Genomic DNA, 18,342 nt, shown 5'->3' on the forward strand with positions numbered 1-18,342 from the left:
TCTCCGACTTGAGTACTAAAACTCGCCTTGGAACCACTTAGTAATGCGGCTCCATAAATTATTATTCCCTTCTGCTTTCAACTTTTGTGCATTCATTGATTGCATGGTACGCCCGTATTGTAACAAACCAACAGCGGTTGCGTACGAAGGATCGTCCACATAGTCTGTCAAACCAACTATCCCAATTGGTTTGCCTATTCTTACCGGCATTTGGAAAATATCTTCTGCTACTTCCATTGCGCCGGCCATTTTAGCAGTTCCGCCTGTGATAACGAGACCTGCTGCAATTTGGTCTTCTAACCCTGAGCGACGAATTTCTTCCATCGCTAATTCAAATAATTCTCTAAATCTTGGCTCTACCACTTCCGATAATGTATGACGTGACATTAATCTAGCTGGGCGTCCGCCTACACTCGGTACTTCTATGGTGTCTTCATTACTGGCCATTTGGCTACTAGCACATGCGTATTGTACTTTGAGTGACTCGGCATGTGATATAGGTGTGCGAAATATTTTTGCAATATCACCAGTAACTTGGTTACCCGCCACTGGAATAACCGCAGAGTGACGAAGTGCGCCATTAATATAAATGGTGATATCCATAGTGCCGCCACCAATATCAAGTACTGCTACTCCCAGCTCTTTTTCATCATCGGTCAGTACCGAGTAACATGAGGCAAGTGCAGTAAAAATAAGTTGGTCAACTTCAAGCCCACAACGCTGTACACATTTTTCGATATTTTTTGCCATATCGTTTGAGCACGTAATAATGTGAGCACGTGCTTCCATACGTACGCCGCTCATACCGAGTGGGTTTTTAATCCCCTCTTGCATGTCGATACTGTATTCTTGTGGTAACGCATGTAGCATTTTACGCTCTGCTGAAATAGGCACTGAGCGGGCAATATGAATCACATTTTCAATGTCTTCATCGGTTACTTCGGTGTTGTTAATTGCTACTACACCGCTTTCGTTTTGGCATTGTATATGCTTGCCAGAGATACCAAGGTACACTGAGCTAATACGACAATCAGCCATCAATTCGGCTTCGTCTATGGCTCGGCGAATAGACTCAGATACTAAGTTTAAATCGTTTACGCCGCCTTTATCCATACCTCGGGATATTTGCGTGCCTACACCAACAATACTGAGTTTGTTGTCTGCGGTGATTTCACCTACCGTTGCAATCACTTTTGAGGTGCCAACGTCTAATCCAATCACTAGGTTTCTTTCTGCTGACTTAGTCATGCCTTACTCTTATTTTGTAATTGTTCTTCTTGCAATGGCTTAAAGCTGACTGCAAGGCCAGTATCGTAGCGTAAATCGATTGCATCTATTTGAGCATCTGCACGCTTTTCCATGCGTGGATAAACGTCTATAAAACGCTGTACACGCTTAGCTTTATCTTTGCGCCCTAAATTTAAGCGCACTCCATTATCTAGCCACAACTGCCATGAGAAACGCTCCGATAACGCTAAACTTTTTAACGTTAATGCGTTTACTTTTAGCATTTCGTCAAATTGCTGAAACGCAATCCATGCTTCTTGCTCACTGCCCTCTGGGCCATATAGTTGAGGTAAGTTTTTACTTAACTTATTACTTTTAGCTTCAAATGCATCGCCGTTTTGATTAAGTAACAAGTCACTATTCCAATGCGCAACAGCGCGGTGCTCAACTACATAAACTTGCAGTGTGTCGGGCCATTGTTTACGCACCGATACACTTGCCACCCAAGGTAAATCTTGTACCAATTGCTGTACATGCTTTACATTAAGGTCAAAAAAGCTAGTTAAATCTGCTTTTTTAATCGCCCTAATAATAGCGATTTCGTCGGTATATTTAGGATTACCCTGCACCATTAAGTGTTTAATTTGGGCATCTTTATTTTCTACCAACCAATCCGATACACCTGTAGTAATTTGCACTAAGCCGATTACCACAGCTAGAAAAAAACTCACCCCAAAAATTAGCGACCAGTTAAGTTGCTGTTTGATTTGTAGCGTTTTTTCTAAAAGGGGATGCATATTAAAGTGTTTGCTCCAAAATGCGAACAACTAATTGCTCAAAACTTGCACCATGTGCTTTTGCCGCCATAGGTACAAGCGACTTTTCGGTCATACCGGGTACTGTATTTACTTCTAATAAGTAAAAATTACCTTGCTGATCTTGCATTGCATCTACGCGTCCCCAGCCGCTAGCACCTACTAAATCAAATGCATCGAGTGCCATTGCTTGTAAGTGCTCGGTATCTGCAGGCGATAAATCTGCCGGGCAATGATACTGCGTGGTGGTTGCTTGATATTTAGCTTGGTAATCATAAAAACCATTGGGGGTTGTCATTTCGATTACTGGCAACACTTCATCGCCTAATACCGTTATGGTAAATTCGCGGCCACTGATCCACTGCTCAACTAGCACTTGGCTATCAAACTTAAACGCATTACTCAGTGCATCTTCAAGCTCTTGTGGCGTGCTTGCTTGTGCCATACCAATACTTGAGCCTTCGTGTGACGGCTTTACCATCACTTTTTTAAATTGCTGCATTATTGCCGCTGCATCAAAGCCTTTTTTGGCATCAACCACGGTATAAGGAGCGGTACTTAACCCTGCCGATTTAAATAAATGCTTACAACGCACTTTATCCATAGCCAGCGCTGAGCCTAGTACGTTACTGCCAGTATACGGCAGGTTCATAAATTCAAGCGCACCTTGCACTGTACCGTCTTCGCCACCACGACCATGCAGTGCAATGAACACTCTATCAATTGCTAACTCATTTAGCTCCCATAACGGGCGCTCTTTTGGGTCAAAGGCAATGGCGTTTATGCCATGATTTTGCAATGCATTTAATACCGCTTGCCCTGATCTTAATGACACTTCACGCTCTGCTGAGTTACCCCCTAACAGCACCGCTACTTTACCAAACTGCGTATTTAACTGTGTCATACTTCACCTTGTTTAAGTTTTTCTATCAACATACCCGTAGCGGCTAAGGTTTTTACTAATTGCCCTATGTTGCCAGCCCCTTGGGTTAATACTAAATCGTTATTTTGTAAGCAATCGGCTAATACGCTTGCCAGCTCTGCACTATTAGCTACGTGGCGGGGCTCTTTACCGCGCTGGCGTAAACTCCGGCATAAGCTTTTACTATCTGCGCCTACAATTGGCTCTTCGCCAGCACTGTATACATCGAGTAGTAACAACTGATCAACCTCGGCTAATACCTTTACAAAATCTTCGTACAAGTCGCGAGTACGAGTAAAGCGATGAGGTTGATACACCATAACTAAACGCTTATCTGGCCAGCCTTCACGAGCAGCGGCAATAGTTGCGGCTACTTCTGACGGATGATGCCCATAATCGTCAACTAACATTACGCTGCCACGTTCGTTTTCAAACTCACCGTAGTGCTGAAAACGTCGGCCAATACCTTCAAACTTTTGCAATGCTTCTAAAATAGCGAAATTAGCAATATTTTGATCTTTTGCTACCGCTATAGCTGCAGTGGCATTAAGTGCATTATGCTTGCCTGGCATATTTAGCGTTGCGGTTAAGCTCTCGCCTTGTTTATTGGTTACCGTAAACTTGCACGTGTTTGCCGACTGGCTAAAGTCGCTCATGCGATAATCCGCATCGCTCGACTCGCCATAAGTAATCACTGGGCGACCAAAACGCGGTATAAGCTCGCTCGCGACTTCAGAGTCAATACACACTACAGCTAAGCCATAAAACGGCAGGTTATGAATAAAGTCCACATAAGTGTCTTTCATTTTTTCTAGGCTGCCGCCATAGGTTTCCATGTGATCTTCTTCAATATTAGTGATCACCGATACCATTGGCTGTAAGTGTAAAAATGAGGCATCGCTTTCATCCGCTTCGGCGATTAAAAAGTCGCTTTTACCTACTTTTGCATTGCTGCCGGCACTATTTAATAAGCCACCAATTATAAATGTTGGATCAAGGCCAGCTTGTGCATAAATACTGGCAATTAAACTGGTTGTTGTAGTTTTACCGTGTGTACCCGCAATAGCTATACCGTGGCGAAAGCGCATTAGCTCAGCGAGCATTTCGGCGCGGCGTACCACAGGTACTCTTGCGGCCTTGGCGGCTATAATTTCTGGATTTGTTTCATCAATAGCACTGGAAACAACCACTACATTGGCATCTTTTACGTTATTTTCGTGATGCCCAATAAACACCTCTGCACCGGCTTTAATTAACCTGTCTGTCATAGCGCTGTGCGCAATGTCTGAACCGGTAATCCTATAACCTTCAAACGCGAGTACTTCGGCAATGCCGCCCATGCCTGCGCCGCCAATACCAACAAAGTGGATGGTTTCAATGCGACGCATTGCTGGTCGTGTATATTGCTCTCTTATTGACGTTTGTTTCACTTATGCTCTCTTATTGGTTACTTGCTCACAGTGCATAGCTACGCTTGCTGTGGCATCTAAAATGGCTTGCTGTTTTGCATTTGCCGCCATTTCTTTAATTAATGAAGGTTTAGCTAAATATGGGCTTAAAAGCGCAACAATTGATTGTTGATTAAACTGCCCTTGTGGCATTAGTAATGCACCATTTGCCACAACTAAATACTGTGCGTTAGCTGTTTGATGGTCGTCCACCGCATGCGGAAAAGGTACAAACACTGCCATTTTACCAGCAGCGGCAATTTCACTCACAGTGAGCGCGCCCGAGCGGCAAATAACAATATCAGCCCAGCCGTAAGCTGTGTCTATATCATCTATAAATTCAGCTACTTTTGTATTTTCAGTGCTAAATTTATGCGACTTATAAGCAGCTTCAACACTGCCGAAGTGCCCTTTACCCGTTTGGTGCCAAACACTTATAGCATTGGTATTACCCAGCTCTGCAAACGCAGCAGGCAAAGTTGTATTAAGTACTTGCGCCCCTAATGAGCCGCCTACCACTAAAATATTAATTGGGCTTGATACTTCTCGCACAGTAACATTTGCCACGCTTTCTCGCACTGGATTACCAACCAACTCGGCTTGCCCTGTAGCAAATGCACTTGGAAAAGCCGCCAATACCCGATTAGCAAACTTAGCAAGCCACTTATTGCTCATACCGGCAATGGCATTTTGCTCATGTATCACCAGCGGAATACCTAAACTTTTAGCTGCAATACCTGTTGGGCCAGTTACATAACCGCCCATAGCGAGTACCACATCGGGCTTTTCGCTTTTCAATACTTTACGCGCTTGTAATATTGCATTAAGCACCATGAATGGGGCTTTAATAAGACGCTTTATTCCGTTACCACGTACGCCTTTTACATTAATAAAATTGATATCAATATTATGCTTAGGAACAACCGTTGCTTCCATTCTATCGGGAGTGCCTATCCAACTTACTTGCCAGCCTTGCTGCTTTAAGTAGTCGGCCACAGCAATACCCGGAAATATATGTCCGCCAGTACCACCGGCAACTACAACACACTTTTTACTCATCGCTTAGCTCCACCTGACGTGGCTTGTTTGGTCGCCATTTTAGTTTCAAAATCAACACGTAATAAAATACCAGCAGCAATTGTCATCATGAGTAAACTCGACCCACCGTAAGAAATAAACGGCAGTGTTAACCCTTTAGTAGGTAAAATACCCGCACTTGCGCCTACGTTCACCATGGTTTGAAAAGCAAACCAAATACCTATTGCCAACGCTAAATAGCCTTCGTATTCTTTACCATTTTTAAGCGCATTTTGGCCAATTAGTAAGGCTCTAAACACTAAGGTGCCTAATACTATTAATATGCTCGATACACCAACAAAACCAAGCTCTTCGGCTATTACCGCAAAAATAAAATCGGTATGCGCCTCGGGTAAGTATTGTAGCTTTTGTACGCTGTTACCTAGGCCTTGGCCAAACCAATCACCTTGACTGTAAGCCATTAACGATTGCACTAACTGATACCCTTTGCCAAATGGATCGTCCCACGGCTCTAAAAAGCCAATAACCCGCGCCATACGGTATGGTTCAAGTACTATTAGCCCGATAACCAAGGCAACACCGGTTAGAATTAATACAAAAAACTGCCAAAGTTTGGCACCAGCTAAAAACAATAAACCCACGGTAGTTACAAACATAACGACCACAGTACCTAAGTCAGGCTGCATTAAAATTAATCCTGCATAAGCCGCAAATACTAGTATTGGCTTAATAAAACCTTTTATGTTTTCTTGGACTTCGCTACGTTTACGCACCAAATAGCCTGATATATAACTAAAAAAGAATAGCTTAGCCAGCTCAGATGCCTGAATGTTAAACGGCCCTATGGGTATCCAACGAGTTGAACCGTTTACTTCTCGGCCAACAATAAGCACTATAAGTAATAAGCCTAAACCCACTAACAACAAGTACGGATTCGCTTTTTTCCACCAGCTCATAGGCACTGAAGTGGTGATCCAAAATAAACAAAACGACAAAGCTAAAAATATACCGTGCCGAATAGTAAAATGATAAATATTACCAAATAATCTGTCTGCTGTAGGTATAGATGCACTGGTAACCATGACAAAACCCACCCCCATTAACATCAGCATGCAATACAATAATGGTACATCGTAGAGCTGCGCCGAAGGCTTGGGCGTTAGTGCTTCTTTAATATCGGCAAAGGCCATCATGGCTGTTCCGCCATAACACATTGTATAAAGTCATCGCCGCGTTGCATGTAGTTATTGTACATATCAATACTGGCGCAAGCCGGTGCAAGTAACACAATATTACCGGGCTCGCTTAATTGCTTAGCCAGTGTTACCGCTTCGCTCATATTATTGGTTAAATGGCTTTTATTGGTTAATGCCATTAAATCTTTGGCATCTTTTCCAAAGCAAATTAGCGCTTTAACATGCTGCTGTAAGTAAGGTGTAAGGGCGTTTAAATCGGCTCCTTTTGCATCCCCACCAGCAATAACTATTAATTGTTGGCCATTAGTTGCAAGGCTATCTATTGCAGCAATAGTAGCGCCCACATTAGTGGCTTTAGAGTCATTAAAGTATTTAACTCCAGCACGTTCAGCAACAAACTGACAGCGGTGTGCAAGGCCATTGAATTGGCTAAATGCTGTACTGTATTGTGTTTTACTAATATTAAACGGGCTAAGTAGCGCCATTACCGCAAGAGCATTTAAATAATTGTGCTTGCCGACTATCGCCAAGCTAGTTACTGGTAAAAAGGCTTTGTTAGCCTGCATAAAATATGTTTGTTGCTGATATTCGCCTAGGCTGTAATCGCCCTGGTTAGCACCAAAACTTAATTGGGATTTTGCTTTACTATGCGTGGCTTCGTCGTCTGCATTGGTTATCACTAAAGCTGCGTTATTATAAATACTCAGCTTGGAATCTATATAAGCTTGATAACTGGCGTAACGATCGAGGTGATCCTCTGAAACATTCAGCACGGTGGCGCTAATTGGCTGTAAACTTGTTGTGGTATCTAGCTGAAAACTAGACAACTCCAATACGTACACATCAACGTCGTTGTTACTTAAATCACTTTGTAGTAAATCAAGCACTGCGGTGCCAATGTTGCCACCTAATGCTGCTTTATAACCAGCAGCAAGTAATACCTGCTGCGCCAGTGTGACTACTGTGGATTTACCATTAGATCCCGTAACAGCAACCACAGGTTTAGTATTAATGCGGGCAAACAACTCAACATCACCAATCACTTCAACGCCTGCGTTTATAGCTTTAGCAATTGCTGGAATTGTTAAGCTAAGGCCTGGGCTAATAATGATCATATCGCTGGCGCAAAGATCGGCACTGTCCAAATCACCAAAACGGGTAGTTAAGGTTGGCGTATTTTGTTTTAACCAATCAATTCCCGGTGGGTTTATTCGGCTATCAACCACGGTTGGTGTTAAACCCTGAGACACTAAAAAACGCACAATGCCCAGACCGGTTACACCGAGTCCGAGCACTGTTATTTGTTTGTTTTTTATCTCACTTAAGTATCGCATTTATCGAATCTTTAACGTCGCAAGGCCAGCTAACACTAGCACGATTGAAATAATCCAAAAGCGCACAATAACCCGCGGCTCTGGCCAACCTTTTAATTCGTAATGATGATGGATAGGCGCCATTCTAAAAATTCGTTGCCCGCGTAATTTATACGAGCCTACTTGTAAAATAACCGACAAGGCTTCCATTACAAATACTCCCCCCATAATAATAAGCAGTAACTCTTGGCGAACTAATACGGCAATAATACCCAATGCACCGCCTAATGCTAATGAGCCTACATCGCCCATAAATACTTGCGCTGGGTAAGTGTTAAACCATAAAAAGCCCAGCCCTGCGCCTACTATTGCGGTACATACCACAGCAAGCTCACTGGCCAGCGGTAAATATGGAATATGTAAGTAATTCGAAAAATTCACATTACCAGTTAAGTAAGCAATAATTGCCAGTGCTGCTGCCACTAAAATAGTGGGTACTATGGCAAGGCCATCAAGTCCATCGGTAAGGTTTACCGCGTTTGATGTTCCTACTAACGCAAAGTAGGTAATAACAATGTAAAACAAGCCTAGTTGCGGTAATACATCTTTAAAAAATGGTACAACTAACGAAGTTTCATTGGCTTGAGTGCTGGTAAAAAATAATGCACAAGCAACAACTAAGGCTATAACTGATTGCCAAAAATACTTCCACTTAGCAATTAAACCTTTAGGGTCTTTACGAATAACTTTTCGGTAGTCATCCACAAAGCCAACCACTCCTAACGAGCCAATAACAAATAACGTTGCCCAAACATATTTATTTGATAAATCGGCCCATAATAAGGTACTGGTAAAAATAGCCGCTAAAATCAGTAAGCCACCCATAGTAGGTGTTCCCGATTTTGATAAATGCGATTGTGGACCGTCATCGCGCACTGTTTGCCCTATTTGCATACGTTGCAAAGCGCGAATTAACTTAGGCCCTAAATAAAGCGACATCATTAATGCGGTTAAAATCCCTAAAATCGCACGTAGGGTTAAGTACGAAAAAACATTAAAGCCCGTGTAATATTGGGTTAAATACTCTGCCAGCCAAACTAACATTAAAATACTCCATTGATGGCTTGTTGCTGGCCATTAACTAAATCGGTTACTAAAAGCTCCATGCGAGAACTGCGTGATCCCTTCACGACTATGGTGGTTTTTTTATCTACTTTTTTAATACTTGTTTGAATTTGTTGCAGCATTTGCTCACGGTTTGAAAAGTGCCTATTTGGCAGGCCATACACATCACTGGCATAGCGACTTAATACACCTAAAGTAAACAGCTCATTGATGCCTTGCTCTAATGCATATTCGCCTACTTCTTGATGATATTGACGTGCTTCTTCGCCAAGTTCACCCATGTCGCCCAGTGCTAAAATACGATGCCCTTGCATGTCACTTAGTAAATCAATGGCGGCTTTAACCGATTTAACATTGGCGTTATAGGTATCATCAACCACAGTTAATAAGTCTGAAACATTAATTAAATTAACGCGGCCTTTTACATCCCGCATGGTTGCCAGCGCATTGGCTATATCCTCAAGGGTGACATCAAACTCACTGGTTAGTGCTGCTGCAATAAGTGCATTACTAATATTATGCTTACCTGGTAGCGCAAGCTTAACCGGTATTTGTGCGTTTTTAGTGCATAGGGTAAAGCTAGCGCGAGCATTTTCATCTAGGCTAATATTTTCAGCCCAAATATCGAGTTTTTCACTGCTCGAAAAACGCGTTACTTTACGGCCATCGAGTTTATCTAGCCAATATTGGCTAAACTCACTGTCGCAATTAACAATGGCAACGCCATCATCTTTAAGCCCATCAAAAATTTCGCCTTTGGCTTTAGCCACACCCATTAAGCTGCCAAAACCTTCTAAGTGAGCGGCGGCTACATTACATACCACGGCAACATCGGGTTTGGTCATAGCGGTGGTATAAGCAATTTCACCTAAATGATTTGCACCCAACTCTATAACGGCAAAACGGTGTTGCGGCTCTAAGCGCAATAAGGTTAGCGGTACGCCAATATCGTTATTAAAATTACCTTTAGTAGCTAGTACATCGCCATGCACAGATAAAATTGCAGCGCACATTTCTTTTACTGTGGTTTTGCCAACGCTGCCAGTAATGGCAATAGTTTTAGGGGCTACTTGCGCCATTACTGCGCCGCCTATAATTCCCAATGCTAAACGGGTATCGGCAACTATAAACTGTGGAATATCAACATCAACTTTGTGCTGCACAATAACGCCAATCGCGCCATTTTGTTTTGCTTGGGCAATAAATTTATGACCATCAAAATTTGGCCCTTTTAGTGCTAAAAACACTTCACCACTGCAAATGCTGCGAGTATCTGTATTTATATTTAGCACTGGTTGATTATCACCTTGATAATCGGTTGCCAGCACGTTAGCTAGCCAATCAAAATCCATCGGGATCATGCTTGAGTCCCTCTTACTGCTTTTTTTAGTTGTTGTTGTACGTAACGGCGATCGCAAAAATCGATGCGCTGTTCGCCTATTATTTGATAGTCTTCATGGCCTTTACCAGCAATAAGAATAACCTCGTCTGCTTTGGCATTGTTTATAGCGTAACTAATAGCTGTTGCTCTATCGGCCTCTAAATAAGCTTTTGTTGGTTGCGCTAAACCTTGTGCTACATCGGCAATAATGGCGTCAGGGTTTTCTGAACGTGGATTATCACTGGTAATAATAACCTTATCCGCATTTTGCTCTACCGCTTGTGCCATTAATGCCCGCTTGCCTTTATCGCGGTCGCCACCACAACCAAATACACAACTTACTCCACCAGGTACATGCTGCTGTAATGCTTGCAGCGCAAGCGCAAGCGCCTCGGGTGTGTGAGCGTAATCAACAATACAGGTTGGCTTGCCTTTGGCGCTAAATGCTTGCATGCGTCCGGCTACCGGTTGCAATTGCGCACAGCCTGCAATTAATTGTGCTAGCGGATAACCTAGCCCCAATAAAGTTGCAAGTGCCGCAGTTAAATTATATAAATTAAATTCGCCAAATAACGGCGACTTTATAGCAATATCGCCCCAGCTTGTAGTTAATTGTGCTGCTATGCCTTGCGCTGAATAAGTAACGTCTGAAAAGTACACAAACTGTGCATTTTTAGGTGGTAAGTTTTTTCGCCCGTAACACACTAAACTGTTAAAGCTGTATTTTTCGAGCCACTGATCTGTTTGTCCATCATCTTGATTAAGAACCACAAGTTCAGGCTCAAAGTCTTTAAACAACATTAGCTTAGCATCACCATAACGCGCCATGTCACCATGGTAGTCGAGGTGATCGCGCGATAAATTAGTAAATACCGCCGCTTTAAATTGACACTGTGCAACCCGCTGCTGTACTAATCCGTGGGATGACACTTCCATCGCCACTAGCTTGGTATTTTGTTGCTTTAAATCATTTAAAATTCGTTGTAAATCAACCGACGATGGCGTGGTATTTATTAGTGGTGTTAGATTATCTGGATGACCATAGCCTAAGGTGCCAATAATGGCCGACTGGCTGTTACAAAACTGCGCTAAATGAGCGATCATAGCCGTGGTGGTCGATTTACCGTTTGTACCTGTCACACCAATTAAATCAAGCATGTGGCTTGGCTGCTGGTAAAAGCGACTCGCCAGCTCAGGGAGCTTTTTAGTCAGCTCTGACACTAAGTAAAGTGGCTCAAAACTAGTTTCAAATTCGCATAATCTGTCGGCAATAATTGCAACCGCGCCATTTTCAATTGCCTTCGCAATAAATTGTCCGCCATCTAATTGATGACCTTTAATTGCCACAAATACATCACCGGGCGTTACTTCCCGGCTATCAAGGCGTAGGTGCCCTACCTGCTGCGAGGGGGCATCTATCTCTATATATTTTAAAATTGCTTTTAAATCACGCATCGTTCTCTTTACCTTTTACGTACGCTACCTCTTCCTTATCGGGCGCTACGTTTAATATTCTTAATGCGTTAGAGACGATTTCTGCAAATGCAGGGCCAGCAGTGGCACCTCCATAGTACACATCGCCGCCGGGTTCGTTAATCATCACTACCACTGCTAATCTAGGATTACTTGCAGGTGCAATACCGGCAAAGTAGCCTACATATTCGTCACCGTAGCCACCAACAGCTGCTTTTTTAGAAGTACCTGTTTTACCAGCAGCTCGATAACCATCTACGTTAATTCTGCGCGCTGTACCGTCTTTTTCAAATACACTTTCCATCATGTGTACAACCGCTTCTACGTCTTTTTGTTTAAAAACACGCTCCCCCTCAGGGATGTCATCTTGCTTTAAAATGGTTAATGGCCGATTAATTCCGCCTGCGCCTAACATGGTGTAAAAACGTGCCATTTGCGCGGTACTTACCGCAATAGCATAACCAAATGATAATGTAGCAATTTCGAAGTCAGACCAACGGCGATTTGGATAAAACAACCCACTGCTTTCACCCACCATACCGGTGCCAGAATCCGATCCAAATCCTACCTTTTGAAATAATCCCACTAAATAATCTTTGGGTACCAACTGAGTTACTTTAGCAACGCCCATATTTGAGGAATATTTTAAAATTTCGCGCAGCGTCATCTCACCGTGGTTACGGGTATCTTGTACTAAGCTGCCGCCTAATCGCATCCAACCTGGGTAGGTGTCAATGGTGTCATCGGCCTTAATTGCGCCGTAGTCTAGCCCAGCTAAAATGGCTAGAGGCTTAACGGTTGAACCTGGTTCAAACAAATCTGTAATAGCACGGTTACGGCGCTTATGCGGGGCAGCGTCATTTAAATTATTAGGATTAAACGATGGGCTATTTACCATAGCCAATACTTCGCCGGTTTTAACATCTACCACCATGGCAGAGCCAGATGTAGCTTTATAAGTAAGCACTGCCGATTTTAGCGCTTTGTAAGCAATACCTTGAATGCGCTGATCAATACTTAAGTGAATGCTTTCGGGCTCTACACGCTCTCGCTCGTCAAGTACTGCAACTTCACGGCCTTGGGCGTCTTTACGAATTGTACGACGGCCTTCTTCACCTGTAAGGGCATTTTCGTAAAGCTTTTCTATGCCTTCAATACCCTTACCATCAATATTTGTGAAGCCAATAATATGCGCAGTTACTTCGCCTGCGGGATAATAGCGTTTTGACTCGTCGAGTAAATGAATGCCTGGTAGGCGTAAATCACCAATGTAATTTGCCACTGCGGGGGTTACTTGACGCTTTAAATATACAAAGCGGCGCGTTGGATCGTTTAGCAAGCGTGAGTTTATTTTTTTAGGTTCTAAACGTAAAACATCGGCAAGCTCACGCCAGCGCAAATCGTTTTTATAATAAAGTGCAGTACGCTTATCTAGCTCAGCAGCATTTTCTGCTAATGCTTGGTGATCTTCACCATTTTTACGTGCTTGCCTTAGTACTTTAGATACCAATGATTTGTGCAGTGCTTTGGGGTCTGCATACACACTCACTACAGGTACACTTACCGCTAATTCTTTACCATTGCGGTCAAATATCATGCCTCGTTGTACATGCAGTTTTTCAACTCGCACCGTACGCTTATCGCTTTCTGAGCGGGCTTTATCTGGTTCTAATATTTGCAAATAAGCAGCACGGGCTACCAGTGTTACAAACACTAAAAACACCACTGCGCAAACTAAAGTAAAGCGCCATGTGATTAAATTATTAACCGGTTTTTTGCCGCGAGTTCTCATTGTAGTATTATCACCTGCTCATCTTGGCTGGTTGGCCGTTTCATTTTTAACTGCGATATAGCAACTTCTTCAATGCGTGCATGCTGAGAGTAAAACTCTTCTTCTACTAATAAGTAACGCCACTCTAAATCTAATTCGTCGCGTTGTTGCAGTAACGAGTCTTGCTCGATAAGTTGCCCTCGCGCAAGGTGCGTTATTTGCACCAAAGTTAAACTAGAAGCGAGTATCACAACCAATAAGGCCGAGGTAAGCTTATTAGCACCTAGGCCTTTAATTATTTCAAAAAATAAATTAGGTTGACGATAGCTCGCTTTTTTACTCATCCCAGCCTCTGCGCAATCCTAAGTACAGAGCTACGTGAACGTGGGTTACGCTCTACTTCTGCAGCGCTTGGCTTAATGGCTTTACCCACAGCTTTTAATGTCAAATTTTGATTTATTTGTGCGTCAGTTAAAGGTAAACCTCGAGGTAGCGTCTCGCCACGACTTTGCTTTCTAATAAATTGTTTTACAATACGATCCTCTAAAGAGTGGAACGAAATAACAACTAAGCGACCACCTGGCTTAAGAACTTTAATCGCAGATTGTAATGCTGTTTGAATTTCTTCTAATTCACTATTTATATAAATGCGAATAGCCTGAAAAGTTCGTGTAGCTGGGTGTTTAAATTTATCTTTAACCGGTACCGCTTCATCTACCAAGTCGGCAAGCTGCTTAGTGGTGGTAATTGGCGTATGTTCGCGAACTTCCAGCACTTTGTGCGCAATGCGCTTACCAAACTTTTCTTCACCTAGTTTTTTAATAACATGGGTAATATCGTCAAGTTCAGCTTCGGCCAGCCACTGTGCAGCACTGCGCCCTGTGGTTGGATCCATGCGCATATCTAGCGGGCCATCTTTCATAAAGCTAAAGCCACGCAGTGCATCGTCAAGCTGTGGCGACGACACGCCAATATCAAGTAAAATGCCATCAACTTTGCCAATCAGATCGTTTTGCTCAGCCACATCGTATAGGTTTGAAAAGCGTGTATGAGCAATTGCAAAGCGTGGATCATCTGCAAATTTTTCAGCCGATTTAATTGCTTGTGGATCTTGATCTATGGCCTGTAGGCGACCTTCACTACCAAGGCGCGCTAATATTTGACCTGAATGACCGCCACGTCCAAAAGTGCCATCCATGTATATACCGTCTGGCTTAATTGCAAGTGCATCTATGGTTTCGTCCATAAGCACGGATACGTGTTCAAATTGTGCTGTCATTAGCTATTGTTTGCCTTTTATTGTGCCGTTAGAGTGTGAAATTATCTAAATCTGGGTGTGGTTCAAAATCACCAAGCCTTTCAAGCTCTGTATCTTGGCGCATTTGCTGATGCCAACGCGCTTCATCCCATATTTCAAATTTATTCATTAAACCAACTAGCATGATTTTTTTGCCAAGATCTGCATGGGCGCGCAACGAAGGCGCTAGCAAAATCCGGCCATTTTTATCAAGTTGATATTCAGTAGCATTACCCAGCAACATGCGCTGCATACGACGGGCTCGTGGGTTCATATTAGATATTTTTGCTAGGCGGCTTTCTATTTCTTGCCATTGTGCCAATGGATATAACCATAAACACGGCTCATTTAATGCGACGGTACAAATAACCGTTCCCTGATCTTCAGACAATAGATCGTCTCGGTACTTAGTGGGTACCGCAAAACGTCCTTTATCATCCAAACTCAGCGAACTTGCGCCACGAAACATAAAAAGCCTACTTTAAAATTGTTTTAATCAACACTTTTGATTAACCCGATCCATTTTGATCCACTATAAACCACTTTTTACCACAGTGCTCCAGTTTAGGGCTTGACAAGGCTTTTTGTCAAGTAATCAGGCTTCCTTTAACGCGTCTCAAAGCTAGAAAAAATAAGGCTTAGCGTAAAGCGATTGAATTAAGTGGGAAAAAATGGAATTCGTGGTGAGATTTTTTCTTATCATTTTAAGTAACCTTTCGTTTACACTTTTTGCTTACTGAATAACCAGTGAACAATTACAAATTTTAAGGCATGATTTAGCCATTTGTAAAATTTACTCAATTATATGGCAATTGTTACGACTCAAGTTAAAGCTGGCCAACCGTAAAACACATATATTAATATAAATCATGTAGTTAAAGTTATTTTAAAGTTGGTTTGATCATTGCAGCTATATACTTACCAATAAATTTTTTTAACTTTATTTTTATTAAGGATTGATTATGGCTACTGCAACAAATACTAAAACATCAACAACTACAGCGACTAAACCTGAAGTTAACGAAGCACCCTTTACAGAAAAAGCAACATCGGCTGCACACGACGCAGTAGATGCACTTTCTAGTAAAGCAGCCGTAGCAGAGAGCAGCGTAAGAAAAGGGGCAACTAGCTCTGCTGAAACACTGAGTGAAAAGCAACTCATTGCCCGTGAAAAACTAGGTGAATATACATCTAAAACACGCACCCTTGCAGCAGAGAACCCATTAGCAACAGCTGGAATTGCATTTGCCGCAGGTATGCTAGTAACTGCATTGTTTCGTCGTAAGTAAACAATGATGAATAATCCACAAACAACAGCGACCAAGGATGGTGACGCTCAAAATCAAACGGCCCAAGACGCGAGCCAAAAGGAAGATTGGCAAGATCATATTGCTAAGCTTTTAGCCTATTCTGAGCAAATTAAGGATGACTACAAAACGCAAGGCAAACTTACCAAACAATTAGCAAAAGCTGAGTGGCATTTGTCGCTCAGATCACTTGCACTCATTACTATACTTTTGGGTTGTTTTGCCAGCGGTTTGATTTTGTTGTGGATTGTTTTATTGGGCGCAATTGGCTTTGGAGTTTATGAGTTATTTGCCTCTGTATGGCTAAGTATAGCAACCGCAACTTTACTACAAGTTATAGGCTTAATTTGGCTTTGGAAAAGTGCTATTTATTTAAGTAACAAAATTGGCTTTAGTAAAACATTACGTAGCTTAAAACAGTTATTTAACCTGAATTCTGGTTAAAAGATTTACTAACGTATTGAATCATAGCTATGTTTAAATTTATTTTTTCTAGCCAGAAACTTTCAGTGAAAACAAGACGAATTGACGCGTCAATAGCTGGCCTATTGCAAGTAAATTCAACGCAGTTAGCGCTTAAAGTAGCTGTTTGAGATAGATTTATTATCCAAAGTTCAGGTTATTTAACCTTCAAGGAGATAACAATGCTGGTTAACTATTTAATTCAGTCGCCAAACAAAGCGGTGAATAATCTTAGTAAACAAATGGATTTACAAAGTGAATTAAAACGCCAACATCACATGGCGTTTAAGTACAGATTAAAACGCTTTGCGGTTACCAAAGTTGGTATTTCAAGCGCATTTTTAGCCGGTGCTGTTGTGCAGGCTAGTAGTACTAAATCTGGTTTAATCAAAAAATATGCTTGGCTAGCAAGATTATTAGCTTAATGGATAAAACCAGTGCCGCGCAATAAATAATAGCGCAGCACTAATTGATAGCTTTAGCCTTTGTTAAGCGGCTTAATTGATCATTGATCATAAATCGGCGATTCTAAATATTACCAAACTCACCGTTTTGATAATCACGAATAGCTTGCTGAATTTCAGCTTCAGTGGTCATTACAAATGGCCCCATGTGAGCAATTGGTTGTTGAAGCTCATCACCAGCTAAAATAAGCACACCTGCTCCTTGCTCTGTATATAAGTCAATGTCACTCCCTGGTTCTAGTATTAACAGCTGTTTTGCTGCAATAACGTTACCTGCTTGCGTAGTTAACGAACCGGTATGAATATATAGCATCACTTTTTGCTGGCTCAGTGGTGGCAACTCAAAACGCTGTCCTGCAGGTAAAGTTACATCAGCTAAAGCGGCATTTGCAGCGAGCGTTTGTAGGCTTGATGTTAAAGCCTGATCGGCAAACTGCCATGTGCCTGCCAATGCTTTAAGTGTTACTCCATTATCATTGGTGGCAACTGGCGCAGGATGCGCTGTTGTATCTTGGTAAATTGGTGCGCGCATTTTTTCTGCACTGGGCATATTGATCCATATCTGAAAACCATGTAACCCTTCATTGGCATCTGCCAATGGCATTTCACTATGCATTACCCCTTTACCTGTACTCATCCATTGTACATCGCCTGCTTTTATGGCCTTTTTATTACCCATTTGGTCACGGTGTTCAAAGCCACCTTTAATAATATAGGTAAAGGTTTCCATACCACGATGAGGATGCGCAGGAAAACCGCCAATGTAATCGTTTTTATTATCTGACTTTAGTTCGTCAATCATTAAAAAGGGATCTAGGTGCTTGCCATCAAAACCGGGAATTCTACTAATATTAACGCCATCACCATCTTGGGTTGCGTGCGCACTTAGTTGTTTAATTACTTTCATTTTATTGCTCCAATAAAGTAGATAACACTATTTAATCACACTGAAAATTTACGTATATATGTTTAATTCGTACCATTTATTCTTTTTAAACGAATTTTAGCTTTTATCCTAAAACATTACTGTTATAAAATGACTTGCTGTTATAGTAGTTATTACAGCTGATTTTTGTTTAATAAGTAACACTTTAATCCATATT

The 18,342-nt window shown here is 42.1% G+C and carries 18 protein-coding genes; 3 read left to right on the forward strand and 15 right to left on the reverse strand.

Annotated features, from left to right (window positions below; genetic code table 11):
- Positions 1 to 15: 15 nt before the first annotated feature.
- The 14 genes from ftsA to mraZ are packed head-to-tail and all read right to left on the reverse strand — an operon-like array spanning position 16 to position 15,475.
- Positions 16 to 1,248, reverse strand: coding sequence for a cell division protein FtsA (gene ftsA, locus H5058_RS00215; RefSeq protein WP_182676472.1), 1,233 nt, complete (start codon positions 1,246 to 1,248; stop codon positions 16 to 18).
- Positions 1,245 to 2,024 carry a cell division protein FtsQ/DivIB gene (locus H5058_RS00220; protein ID WP_089368728.1) on the reverse strand — a complete coding sequence of 260 codons (780 nt, stop codon included), beginning with the start codon at positions 2,022 to 2,024 and terminating at the stop codon, positions 1,245 to 1,247. The genes ftsA and H5058_RS00220 overlap by 4 nt, the downstream gene beginning before the upstream one ends.
- A 1-nt stretch (position 2,025) precedes the next feature.
- Entirely contained in the window at positions 2,026 to 2,946 is a 921-nt protein-coding gene (locus H5058_RS00225; RefSeq protein WP_011329150.1) for a D-alanine--D-alanine ligase, read from the reverse strand.
- On the reverse strand, positions 2,943 to 4,352 hold the full coding sequence (gene murC, locus H5058_RS00230; RefSeq protein WP_218910928.1) for a UDP-N-acetylmuramate--L-alanine ligase: 1,410 nt from the start codon (positions 4,350 to 4,352) through the stop codon (positions 2,943 to 2,945). Before murC ends, H5058_RS00225 begins: the two co-directional genes overlap by 4 nt.
- Positions 4,353 to 4,394: 42 nt before the next feature.
- On the reverse strand, positions 4,395 to 5,471 hold the full coding sequence (gene murG, locus H5058_RS00235) for an undecaprenyldiphospho-muramoylpentapeptide beta-N-acetylglucosaminyltransferase (protein WP_182676474.1): 1,077 nt from the start codon (positions 5,469 to 5,471) through the stop codon (positions 4,395 to 4,397).
- Positions 5,468 to 6,643, reverse strand: a complete 1,176-nt coding sequence (ftsW, locus tag H5058_RS00240; RefSeq protein WP_182676476.1) for a cell division protein FtsW — start codon at positions 6,641 to 6,643, stop codon at positions 5,468 to 5,470. The genes murG and ftsW overlap by 4 nt, the downstream gene beginning before the upstream one ends.
- Positions 6,640 to 7,980 carry a UDP-N-acetylmuramoyl-L-alanine--D-glutamate ligase gene (gene murD / locus H5058_RS00245; protein WP_182676478.1) on the reverse strand — a complete coding sequence of 447 codons (1,341 nt, stop codon included), beginning with the start codon at positions 7,978 to 7,980 and terminating at the stop codon, positions 6,640 to 6,642. The genes ftsW and murD overlap by 4 nt, the downstream gene beginning before the upstream one ends.
- Positions 7,981 to 9,063, reverse strand: a complete 1,083-nt coding sequence (mraY, locus tag H5058_RS00250) for a phospho-N-acetylmuramoyl-pentapeptide-transferase (RefSeq protein ID WP_182676480.1) — start codon at positions 9,061 to 9,063, stop codon at positions 7,981 to 7,983.
- Positions 9,063 to 10,445, reverse strand: coding sequence for a UDP-N-acetylmuramoyl-tripeptide--D-alanyl-D-alanine ligase (gene murF, locus H5058_RS00255; RefSeq protein ID WP_182676482.1), 1,383 nt, complete (start codon positions 10,443 to 10,445; stop codon positions 9,063 to 9,065). Before murF ends, mraY begins: the two co-directional genes overlap by 1 nt.
- Positions 10,442 to 11,920 (reverse strand): UDP-N-acetylmuramoyl-L-alanyl-D-glutamate--2,6-diaminopimelate ligase, encoded by a 1,479-nt coding sequence (gene murE / locus H5058_RS00260; RefSeq protein ID WP_182676484.1) that lies wholly within the window; start codon positions 11,918 to 11,920, stop codon positions 10,442 to 10,444. Before murE ends, murF begins: the two co-directional genes overlap by 4 nt.
- On the reverse strand, positions 11,913 to 13,730 hold the full coding sequence (locus H5058_RS00265; protein WP_182676487.1) for a penicillin-binding transpeptidase domain-containing protein: 1,818 nt from the start codon (positions 13,728 to 13,730) through the stop codon (positions 11,913 to 11,915). Before H5058_RS00265 ends, murE begins: the two co-directional genes overlap by 8 nt.
- Complete coding sequence (gene ftsL, locus H5058_RS00270) at positions 13,727 to 14,053, reverse strand: cell division protein FtsL (protein ID WP_011329159.1); 327 nt, start codon at positions 14,051 to 14,053, stop codon at positions 13,727 to 13,729. The genes H5058_RS00265 and ftsL overlap by 4 nt, the downstream gene beginning before the upstream one ends.
- Positions 14,050 to 14,988 (reverse strand): 16S rRNA (cytosine(1402)-N(4))-methyltransferase RsmH, encoded by a 939-nt coding sequence (gene rsmH, locus H5058_RS00275; protein ID WP_089368734.1) that lies wholly within the window; start codon positions 14,986 to 14,988, stop codon positions 14,050 to 14,052. Before rsmH ends, ftsL begins: the two co-directional genes overlap by 4 nt.
- A 28-nt stretch (positions 14,989 to 15,016) precedes the next feature.
- A complete protein-coding gene (gene mraZ, locus H5058_RS00280) occupies positions 15,017 to 15,475 on the reverse strand; it encodes a division/cell wall cluster transcriptional repressor MraZ (protein ID WP_011329161.1) in 459 nt (152 codons plus the stop codon).
- Positions 15,476 to 15,968: 493 nt separating this feature from the next.
- Between mraZ and H5058_RS00285 the strand changes: the two genes are divergently transcribed.
- From H5058_RS00285 to H5058_RS00295, 3 genes are all read left to right on the forward strand, one after another.
- Positions 15,969 to 16,295, forward strand: a complete 327-nt coding sequence (locus H5058_RS00285) for a hypothetical protein (RefSeq protein WP_011329162.1) — start codon at positions 15,969 to 15,971, stop codon at positions 16,293 to 16,295.
- A gap of 6 nt (positions 16,296 to 16,301) precedes the next feature.
- Positions 16,302 to 16,757 (forward strand): hypothetical protein, encoded by a 456-nt coding sequence (locus H5058_RS00290; protein WP_011329163.1) that lies wholly within the window; start codon positions 16,302 to 16,304, stop codon positions 16,755 to 16,757.
- A 200-nt stretch (positions 16,758 to 16,957) separates the two neighbouring features.
- Complete coding sequence (locus tag H5058_RS00295; RefSeq protein WP_011329164.1) at positions 16,958 to 17,200, forward strand: hypothetical protein; 243 nt, start codon at positions 16,958 to 16,960, stop codon at positions 17,198 to 17,200.
- A 103-nt stretch (positions 17,201 to 17,303) separates the two neighbouring features.
- Here the strand turns inward: H5058_RS00295 and H5058_RS00300 are convergent, their stop codons facing one another.
- Positions 17,304 to 18,146 (reverse strand): pirin family protein, encoded by an 843-nt coding sequence (locus tag H5058_RS00300; RefSeq protein WP_086993251.1) that lies wholly within the window; start codon positions 18,144 to 18,146, stop codon positions 17,304 to 17,306.
- Positions 18,147 to 18,342 lie beyond the last annotated feature (196 nt).

Origin of the sequence: Pseudoalteromonas sp. SR45-4, assembly GCF_014163535.1 — a bacterium.
In the GTDB taxonomy this organism is placed as follows: Bacteria; Pseudomonadota; Gammaproteobacteria; order Enterobacterales; family Alteromonadaceae; genus Pseudoalteromonas; species Pseudoalteromonas nigrifaciens.